Source organism: Streptomyces subrutilus, assembly GCF_001746425.1.
Classification (GTDB): domain Bacteria; phylum Actinomycetota; class Actinomycetes; order Streptomycetales; family Streptomycetaceae; genus Streptomyces; species Streptomyces subrutilus_A.
Genome location: NZ_MEHK01000001.1, coordinates 5,504,610 through 5,515,440 on the forward strand (window position 1 = coordinate 5,504,610; position 10,831 = coordinate 5,515,440).

1 protein-coding gene is annotated in these 10,831 nt (G+C 73.8%); it reads left to right on the plus strand.

Annotation, left to right across the window (positions count from 1 at the left end):
- Nucleotides 1-5: 5 nt before the first annotated feature.
- Nucleotides 6-10,823: a type I polyketide synthase gene (locus tag BGK67_RS39480; RefSeq protein ID WP_208948750.1), complete on the plus strand. Its 10,818-nt coding sequence runs from the start codon at nt 6-8 to the stop codon at nt 10,821-10,823.
- Nucleotides 10,824-10,831 lie beyond the last annotated feature (8 nt).

The following is a 10,831-nucleotide window of genomic DNA, read 5'->3' on the forward strand; positions in this document are numbered from 1 at the left end:
TGGATATGTCGGCGCCCGACCAGCAGGTCGTCGAGGCACTGCGTGCCTCGCTGAAGGAGAACGCCCGGCTTCAGCAGGAGAACAGCACACTCGTCGCGGCTGCCTCGGAGCCCATCGCGATCGTGTCCATGGCCTGCCGCTACGCCGGCGGGATCCGCGGCCCGGAGGACTTCTGGCGGGTGGTGTCCGAGGGCACCGACGTCTACTCCGCCTTCCCCGAGGACCGCGGCTGGGACGTCGAGGGTCTCTACCACCCGGACCCCGACAACCCCGGTACGACGTACGTGAAGGAAGGCGCCTTCCTGCACGACGCGGCGCAGTTCGACGCCGGGTTCTTCGGGATCTCGCCGCGCGAGGCCCTGGCCATGGACCCGCAGCAGCGACAACTGCTCGAAGTGTCCTGGGAGACCTTCGAGCGGGCCGGCATCGACCCCCACTCGGTACGCGGCAGCGACATCGGCATGTTCGCCGGAGTCGTCCACCAGGACTACGCGCCGGACCTCAGCGGCTTCGAGGGCTACCTCAGCCTGGAGCGCGCCCTCGGCACCGCCGGCGGCGTCGCCTCCGGCCGCGTCTCCTACACCCTCGGCCTCGAAGGCCCCGCGGTGACGGTCGACACCATGTGCTCCTCCTCCCTGGTCGCGATCCACCTCGCCGCCCAGGCCCTGCGCCGCGGCGAGTGCTCGATGGCCCTCGCGGGCGGCTCCACCGTGATGGCGACCCCCGGCGGGTTCGTCGGCTTCGCACGCCAGCGCGCCCTCGCCTTCGACGGGCGCTGCAAGTCCTACGCCGCCGGAGCCGACGGCTCCGGCTGGGCCGAGGGCGTCGGCGTGGTCCTGCTGGAGCGATTGTCGGTGGCGCGCGAGCGCGGCCACCAGGTCCTGGCCGTCATCCGCGGCAGCGCCGTGAACCAGGACGGCGCGTCCAACGGCCTGACCGCGCCCAACGGCCCCTCGCAGCAGCGGGTCATTCGCAAGGCGCTGGAGAGCGCGGGCCTCTCCCCGACCGACGTGGACGCGGTCGAGGGCCACGGCACGGGCACCGTGCTCGGCGACCCGATCGAGGCGCAGGCACTGCTGGCCACCTACGGCCAGGGCCGGGACCCGCGGCAGCCGCTGTGGCTCGGCTCGGTCAAGTCCGTCATCGGGCACACGCAGGCGGCGTCCGGAGTCGCCGCCGTGATCAACATGGTCCAGGCGCTGCGGCACAAGACCCTCCCCAAGACCCTCAACGTGGACGCGCCCACCCCCCAGGTCGACTGGTCCGCGGGCGCGGTCGAGCTGCTCACCGAGGCGCGGGAGTGGCCGGAGAACGGCCGTCCGCGCCGCGCCGGCGTCTCCGCCTTCGGAGCCAGCGGCACGAACGCGCACATGATCCTCGAAGAGGCGCCCGCCGAGGAGGCGCTGCCCGCCGTGGACGAGGCGAAGCCGTCCGGCGTGGTCCCGCTGGTCGTGTCGGCCGGGACCGCCACCTCGCTGGCGGCCCAGGCCGGGCGACTGGCGGCCTTCGTCGAGGACGCCGCCGAGGTGCCGCTGGCCGACGTGGCCGGGACGCTGGTCTCGGGCCGCGCCGTACTGGGCGAGCGCGCGGTGGTGCTCGCCGGTTCGAACGAAGAGGCACTGGCCGGGCTCCGGGCCCTGGCGCGCGGCGAGAACGCGGCCGGCGTGGTGACCGGCTCGGGGACGCCGGGCAAGGTCGTCTGGGTGTTCCCCGGCCAGGGCTCGCAGTGGGCGGGCATGGGCCGTGAACTGCTCGACTCCTCCCCGGTCTTCGCCGAGCGGATCGCCGAGTGCGCGGCCGCGCTGGAGCGCTGGGTCGACTGGTCCCTGATCGACGTGCTGCGCGGCGACGCCGCGCCCGAACTCCTGGACCGGGTCGACGTCCTGCAGCCGGCGAGCTTCGCCGTCATGGTCGGTCTGGCCGCCGTTTGGTCGTCCGTGGGCGTCGAACCCGACGCGGTGATCGGCCACTCCCAGGGCGAGATAGCCGCCGCCTGCGTGTCGGGCGCGCTCTCCCTGGAGGACGCCGCCCGAGTGGTGGCCCTGCGCAGCCAGGCCATCGCCGGGCGGCTGGCCGGCCGCGGCGGCATGGCCTCGGTCGCGCTGACCGAGGAAGAGGCCGTCGCGCGGCTGGAGCGCTGGGCGGACCGGGTCGAGGTCGCCGCCGTCAACGGGCCCTCCTCCGTGGTGATCGCCGGTGACGCCGAGGCGCTGGACGACGCGCTGGACGCGCTGGAGGACCAGGGCGTCCGCATCCGCCGGGTGGCCGTGGACTACGCCTCGCACACCCGACACGTCGAGGACATCCGCGACGCGCTCGCCGAGGCGCTGGCCGGAGTCGGCGCGCAGGCCCCGAAGATCCCGTTCTACTCCACCGTCACCGGCACCTGGGTGGAGGACGCCGACGTCCTCGACGCCGGGTACTGGTACCGCAACCTGCGCGGACAGGTCCGCTTCGGCCCCGCCGTCGCCGAGCTGATCGAGCAGGGCCACGGCGTGTTCGTGGAGGTCAGCGCCCACCCGGTGCTGGTCCAGCCGATCACCGAGGCCGTCGACAAGGCCGACACCGCCCCCGGTGTCCTGGTGACGGGGTCCCTGCGGCGCGAGGACGGCGGCCTGCGCCGGCTGCTCGCCTCGATGGCCGAGCTGTTCGTCGGCGGTGTCGTGCTGGACTGGGCCCCGGTCCTGCCCGGCGGAGCGGCCGCCCGCCGCGTGGACCTGCCGACGTACGCCTTCGACCACCAGCACTACTGGATCGAGATGGGCGGCTCGGCCACGGACGCGGCCTCGCTGGGCCTCACCGGCGCCGATCACCCGCTGCTCGGCGCGGTCGTGCGACTGCCGCAGTCCGACGGCCTGGTCTTCACCTCGCGGCTGTCCCTGCGCACCCACCCCTGGCTCGCCGGTCACGCCATCGGCGGCGTGGTGATCATCCCCGGCACGATGTACGTCGACCTCGCGGTCCGCGCCGGTGACGAGTTCGGCTACGGAGTCCTCGAAGAGCTCGTGATCGAGGCACCGCTGGTGCTGCCCGAGCAGGGCGGCGTGCGGCTGCAGGTCGCGGTCGGCAGCCCGAACGCGACCGGCTCGCGCACGGTCGACGTGTACTCCCAGCGCGAGGACGCCGCCGGCGAGGGCGGCGCGGGCGAATGGACGCGGCACGCCACCGGACTCCTCGCGGAGTCCTCGGCCCGGCGGACGACGGCCCAGACCTTCGACTTCACCGCATGGCCGCCGCCGGGCGCCGAGCCCGTCGAGGTCGGGACCTTCTACACCGATTTGCTCGAGCGCGGCTACGCGTACGGCTCCGCGTTCCAGGGGCTGCGGGCGGTGTGGCGGCGCGGCGACGAGGTCTTCGCCGAGGCCGTCCTGCCCGAGGAACAGCGCGGGGAAGCCGGCAAGTACGGCATGCACCCGGCGCTCCTGGACGCGGCCCTGCACACCAACGCCTTCGCCAACCCGGACGACGACCGCCAGGTGCTGCCGTTCGCGTGGAACGGGCTGCTGCTGCACGCCGTCGGCGCCTCGGCCCTGCGGGTGCGCGTCGCCCCCTGCGGCCCGGACGCGCTGTCGTTCCAGGCCGCCGACGAGACCGGCGACATGGTCCTGACCATGGACTCGCTGGTGTCCCTGCCCGTGTCCACCGACCAGTTGGGCGCCGCGGCGGGAGACGAGAGCCGCGACTCCCTGTTCGGGGTGGAGTGGACCGGGCTGCCCGCGGCGCAGGGTGGTGAGCCGGCGCCGTCGTGGGTTCCGGTTTCCTGCGCTGACGACGTGGTGGCCCTGGCCGGGAGCGCAGGCGTCCCGCCGGTGGCGGTCCTGCGGGCCGTGGCCGGCGCCGACGGCGACGACGCGGTACTGGAGTTGACCTCCCAGGTGCTGGAGGTCGCCCAGGCATGGCTGGCCGGGACCGGCCTGGAGGAGTCGCGGCTGGTCGTCCTGACCCGCGGCGCCGTCCCCGCCGGTGACGGCACGGTCACCGACCCGGCCGGATCCGCGGTGTGGGGCCTGGTCCGCGCCGCCCAGGCCGAGAACCCCGACCGGATCATCCTGATCGACACCGACCCGGCGTCCGCCGACGCGCCGGAGACCGTCCTGCGCACGGTCCTGGGCCCGGTGCTCGACGGCGGTGAACCGCAGGTCGCGGTCCGCGGCACGGCCCTCTCCGCGCCCCGGCTCGTCCGGGCCGGCGGCGAGGTCCCCGACGTCCCCGCGGTGTTCGCAGCCGAAGGGACCGTCCTGGTCACCGGTGGCACCGGCGCCCTGGGCGCGCTGGTGGCCCGTCACCTGGTCACCCGACACGGTGTACGGCACCTGATGCTGGCCAGCCGCCGGGGCACGGCCGCCGAGGGCGTCGAGGAACTCGTCGCCGAACTCACCGGCCAGGGCGCCGCCGTGGCGGTCGTCGCCTGCGACGTCTCCGACCGCGCCCAGGTCGAGGCCGCCCTGGCCGCCGTACCCGCCGAGCACCCCCTGACCGGTGTGGTGCACATGGCCGGTGTGCTGGACGACGGAGTGATCGCGACCCTGACCCCGGAGCGGCTGGCCGGAGTCTTCGCGCCGAAGGTCGACGCGGTACGCCACCTCGACGAGCTGACCCGCGGCCTGGACCTCGACGCGTTCGTCGTGTTCTCCTCCGCCGCCTCGCTCATGGGATCGGCCGGCCAGGGCAACTACGCGGCGGCGAACGCCTTCCTGGACGGCCTGATGGCCGGCCGCCGCGCTGCCGGCCTGCCGGGCCTCTCGCTGGCCTGGGGCCTGTGGGAGCAGACCAACGGCCTGACCGCCCACCTCAGCGCCGTCGACCAGGCGCGCATGAGCCGCGGCGGTGTGCTGGCGATGACGCCGGCCGAGGGCCTGCACATCCTCGACGTCGGCCTGCACGCGGACCAGGCCCTGCTGGTGCCGATCAAGCTGGACCTGAAGACCATGCGGAGCCAGGCGGCGGCCGGCGGGGGAGTCCCGCACCTGCTGCGCGGACTGGTCCGCGCGGGCCGGCGCACGGCGCGGGCGGCCTCCGGAGACAGCAGCGGCCTGGTCCGCCGCCTCGCCGGGCTGCCCCAAGCCGAGCAGGAGAGCCTCCTGCTCACCATCGTCCAGGACGAGGCGAGCGCCGTACTGGGCTTCAGCGGCCCCGAACTGGCCCAGGGCACCAAGGGGTTCAGCGACATCGGGTTCGACTCGCTGACCGCCGTCGAGCTCCGCAACCGTCTCAGCGCGGCCACCGGTGTGAAGCTGCCGGCCACTCTGATCTTCGACTACCCCACCCCCGTGGTCCTCGCCCGCCACCTGCGGGAGGAGCTCGGCGAAGCCGCGGACGGCACCGCCCCGGCCTCGGCCGCGGTGGTCGCCGCCGACCCCGACGAGCCGATCGCGATCGTCGGCATGGCCTGCCGCCTGCCGGGCGGTGTCGCGGGCCCCGAGGACCTGTGGCAGCTGCTCCAGGAGCGCCGCGAGGGCATGACGGCCTTCCCCGAGGACCGCGGCTGGGACCTGGAGGGCCTCTACGACCCGAACCCCGACAGCGCGGGCACCTCGTACACCACCAAGGGCGGATTCCTCCACGAGGCCGCGCGGTTCGACGCCGGGTTCTTCGGGATCTCCCCGAACGAGGCCCTGGCGATGGACCCCCAGCAGCGGCTGCTGCTGGAGGCCTCCTGGGAGGCGCTGGAACGGGCCGGCATCGACCCGACCGCCGCCCAGGGCGGCAACATCGGCGTCTTCTCCGGCGTCTCCATCCACGACTACGTCGAGTCCCTCACCCAGGTGCCCGCGGAGCTCGAAGGCTTCGTCACGACCGCCACCGCGGGAAGCGTCGCCTCGGGCCGCGTCTCGTACACCTTCGGTTTCGAGGGTCCGGCGGTGACGGTGGACACGGCCTGCTCCTCCTCGCTGGTGGCGATGCACCTGGCCGCGCAGGCGCTGCGGCAGGGCGAGTGCTCCATGGCCCTCGCCGGCGGTGTCGCCGTGATGGGCTCGCCGATCGGAGTCCTCGGCATGTCGCGGCAGCGCGGCCTGGCCGGGGACGGACGCTGCAAGGCGTACGGGGACGGCGCGGACGGCACGGTGCTGTCCGAGGGCGTCGCCCTGGTCGTGCTGGAGCGGCTGTCGGTGGCGCGCGAGCGCGGCCACCGCGTACTGGCCGTACTGCGCGGCAGCGCCGTCAACCAGGACGGCGCCTCCAACGGCCTGACCGCCCCCAACGGCCCCTCGCAGCAGCGCGTGATCCGCAAGGCCCTCGACAGCGCGGGCCTCTCACCGTCCGAAGTGGACGTGGTCGAAGGACACGGAACCGGCACGGCCCTGGGCGACCCGATCGAGGCCCAGGCCCTGCTGGCCACCTACGGCCGGGACCGGAACCCGGAGCAGCCGCTGTGGCTCGGCTCCCTGAAGTCCAACATCGGCCACACGCAGGCCGCCGCCGGCGTCGCCGGTGTCATCAAGATGGTGCAGGCCCTGCGCCACGGGGTGATGCCCGCCACGCTCCACGCGGACGAGCCCTCGAAGAAGGTGGACTGGTCCGAAGGCGCCATCGAGCTGCTGACCGAGGCGCGGGAGTGGTCCCGCAACGGCCGTCCGCGCCGCGTGGGCGTCTCCTCGTTCGGCATCAGCGGGACCAACGCGCACCTGATCCTGGAAGAGGCGCCCGCCGACCCGGCGGAGAGCCTCCCGGCGGAGCCGGCGCCCGCGGGTGCCGTACCGCTGGTGGTGTCGGCGCGCAGCGCCGCCTCCCTGGCGGGCCAGGCCGAGCGGCTTGCGGCTTTCGTGGAGACTGCCGAGGAGGTGTCCCCGGCGGACATCGCCGGGGCGCTGGTGTCGAGCCGTGCGGTCTTCGGTGAGCGTGCGGTGATCGTCGCCGAGTCCGGGGCGGAGGCGCTGGCAGGGCTTCGGGCGCTGGCGCGGGGCGAGAGCGCGGCGGGTGTGGTGTCCGGCTGTGCCGGGTCCGGTGCGCCGGGCAGGGTGGTGTGGGTGTTCCCGGGGCAGGGTTCGCAGTGGGCGGGCATGGGCCGTGAACTGCTGGATTCCTCCCCGGTGTTCGCGGAGCGGATCGCGGAGTGTGCGGCGGCTCTGGAGCCGTACGTGGACTGGTCGCTGTTTGAGGTGCTGCGCGGGGAGACCGAGCCCGAGCTCATGGAGCGCGTGGATGTCCTCCAGCCGGCGAGTTTCGCGGTGATGGTGGGCCTGCGGCGGTGTGGTCGTCCGTGGGCGTCAAGCCGGATGCGGTGCTGGGTCATTCGCAGGGTGAGATCGCGGCCGCGTGTGTGGCCGGCGCACTCTCCTTGGAGGATGCCGCCCGTGTGGTGGCGTTGCGCAGCCAGGCCATCGCCAAGGACTTGGCGGGGGGGCGGTATGGCGTCGGTGGCGCTGTCCGAGGACGAGGCCGTGGCGCGGATCGCGCCGTGGGCCGACCGTGTGGAGGTCGCGGCCGTCAACGGTCCGTCGTCGGTGGTGATCGCGGGTGACGCCGAGGCGCTGGACGAGGCCCTTGAGGCTCTGTCGGGGGATGGAATCCGGGTCCGCCGGGTGGCGGTGGACTACGCCTCGCACACCCGCCATGTCGAGGACATCCGCGAGGCGCTCGCCGAGACGCTGGCCGGGATCGAGGCGCAGGCGCCGAAGGTGCCGTTCTACTCGACCGTGACCGGCGGTTGGATCGCGGACGCCGGGGTCCTGGACGGTGACTACTGGTACCGCAATCTCCGTGGCCAGGTGGGCTTCGGCCCGGCCGTGGCGGAGCTGCTCGACCAGGGGCACGGGGTGTTCGTCGAGGTCAGTGCCCACCCGGTGCTGGTTCAGCCGATCACCGAGACCGCCGACCACGCCGACACCGATGTCGTGGTCACCGGTTCGCTGCGCCGCGAGGACGGCGGCCTGCGCCGGCTCCTCGCCTCCATGGCCGAGCTGTTCGTCCGGGGTATCGCGCCGGACTGGAACGCCGTACTCCCGCAGACGGCGGCCCCCCGGCGCGTGGACCTGCCGACGTACGCCTTCGACCACCAGCACTACTGGCTCCAGCTGGCCGAGTCGGCGACCGACGCCGCGTCCCTCGGTCAGGTGACGGCCGATCACCCGCTGCTGGGCGCGGTGGTGCAGCTGCCGCAGTCCGACGGGCTCGTCTTCACCTCACGGCTCTCGCTGCGCACGCAGCCCTGGCTGGCCGACCACACGGTCGGCGGCGTGGCGCTCCTCCCGGCCACCGTGCTGGTGGAGCTGGCCGTCCGCGCCGGCGACGAGGCCGGCTGCGGGCTCCTGGAGGAGCTGGCGATCGAGGCACCGCTGGTGGTGCCCGAGCAGGGCGGCGTACGCGTACAGGTCGCGGTCGGTGGTCCGGGTGAGGCCGGTGCGCGGACCGTGGAGGTGTACTCGTTGCGCGAGGACGCCGTCGGTGCGGACGCGTGGACGCGGCACGCCACGGGTGTGCTGGCGCAGTCGGCTCAGGCCGGTGGCACCGGTGCCGGGTTCGACTTCGCGGTGTGGCCGCCGGCCGGTGCCCAGCCGGTGGAGATCGGGGACTTCTACTCCGACCTGGTTGGGCGCGGCTATGCGTACGGGCCGGCCTTCCAGGGCGTGCGGGCGGTGTGGCGTCGTGGCGAGGAGGTCTTCGCCGAGGTCGCGCTGCCCGAAGAACTGCGCAAGGAGGCCGCTCGGTTCGGCATTCACCCCGCGCTGCTGGACGCGGCCCTGCACGCGCAGACGATCGGCGCCGCGGCGGGTACGGCGGCTGATGCCGAGGGTGAGACCGGCGGGCAGGAGCTGCGGCAACCGCTCGACTGGAACGGGCTGGAGCTGCACGCCGCAGGTGCCTCGGCGCTGCGCGTGCGGCTCGTACCCGGCGGATCCGACGCCGTGGCGCTGGCCGCGGCGGACGAGGCCGGCGGCCTGGTCGTGACGGCGGACTCGCTGGTGCTGCGAGCCCTGTCCACGGAGCAGCTGGGCGCCGCGGCCGATACGGCCGTCGCCGACTCGTTGTTCCAGGTGGAGTGGACCGAGCCGGCTGCGGTTCCGGGGGCGGAGGTCTCGCCGGCATCGGTGGCGGCGGTGGCCACCGCCGATGATGTGGCGGCGCTGGCCGACGGTGTCGCAGCGGTGGTGGGTATGCCCGTGGTGGCGGTGCTGGAAGCGGTGGGCGGCGAGGGCGAGGACGCCGTACTGGCGCTGACCTCCCGGGTCCTGGGCGTCGTCCAGGCGTGGCTGGCCGGGACCGGCCTGGAGGAGTCGCGGCTGGTCGTGGCCACCCGGGGTGCGGTGCCCGCCGGTGACGGCGCCGTGACCGACCCGGCCGGAGCGGCGGTCTGGGGTCTGGTGCGCGCCGCCCAGGCCGAGAACCCCGACCGGATCATCCTGCTGGACATCGACCCGGCTGCCGACGGTGGCACGGAGCTCGTGCTGGGTTCGGTACTGGCCCGCGATGAGCCCCAGGTCGCCGTCCGCGGCACGAAGCTGTCGGTTCCCCGTCTCGCCCGTAGCGCCGACCGGGTCCCGGATGTTCCGGCCGTGTTCGGGCCGGAGGGGACCGTCCTGATCACGGGTGGTACCGGTTCGCTCGGCGGACTGGCGGCCCGGCACCTGGTTTCCCGCCATGGCGTACGGCGTCTGGTGCTGGCCAGCCGTCGGGGTCCGGAGGCGGAGGGTGTGGCGGAGCTGGTCGCCGATCTCGCCGAGCAGGGTGCCGAGGTCTCGGTGGTGGCCTGTGACGTGTCCGACCGCGGCCAGGTCGAGGCCCTGCTGGCCTCCGTACCGGCCGAACACCGTCTGACGGGTGTCGTACACACCGCGGGCGTGCTGGACGCGGGCGTGGTCGGCACGCTCACGCCGGAGCGGCTGGCGCGGGTGTTCGCTCCCAAGGTGGACGCGGTGCGCCACCTCGACGAGCTGACCCGGGGGCTGAACCTGGACGCGTTCATCGTCTACTCCTCCGTCTCGGCCGTGTTCATGGGCGCGGGCAGCGGCAGCTACGCGGCGGCCAACGCCTTCCTCGACGGCCTGATGGCAAGCCGCCGCGCGGCCGGCGAGCACGGGCTGTCGCTGGCCTGGGGCCTGTGGGACCAGACCACCGGCATGGCGGCCAACACCGACGACCTCACGCGGAACCGGATGAACCGGCGTGGCGGCCTCATGGTGATGGCGCCCACGGAGGGCATGGAGCTGTTCGATGCCGCCCTGGGGTCCGCGCAGGCGCTGCTGGTGCCTGCCAAGTTGGATCTGAAGGCCGTACGGGCCGGCGCGGCCGCCGGCAGCGGGGTCCCGCACATGCTGCGCGGTCTGGTCCGCACGGGCCGGCAGCTGGCGCACACCCAAACCGGCGACGAGGACCGCAAGCTGCGGGTCCGGCTTGCCGGGCTGACCGCCGCCGAACAGGCGAAGGTGCTGCTCGACCTCGTGCGGGCGCAGGTGGCCGTCGTGCTCGGACACGCGGGGCCGGAGGGTGTGCGCACGGACATGGCGTTCAAGGACGCCGGATTCGACTCGCTCACGGCGGTGGAACTCCGGAACCGGCTGCGTGAGGCGACCGGTCTGAAGCTTCCCGCCACGCTGGTCTTCGACTATCCGAACCCGCAGACCCTCGCCCGCCACCTGCAGCACGAATTGCTCCCGGAAAACGACACGAACGAATCGGAAGTGGATGAGGAGCGGCTGCGGCATGCACTCGCGTCTCTCCCGCTCGCCCGGTTCCGGGAAGCGGGACTGATGGATGCCCTGGTCAAGCTGGCCGCCCGAGGCGACGGCGAACCGGAAATCGGCGGGATCGACCACGCCGATGAAGAGAGGGCGATCGCCGAGCTGGACGTCGATGATCTCGTGCACCTCGCGCTCGGCGAATAAGAACCTTC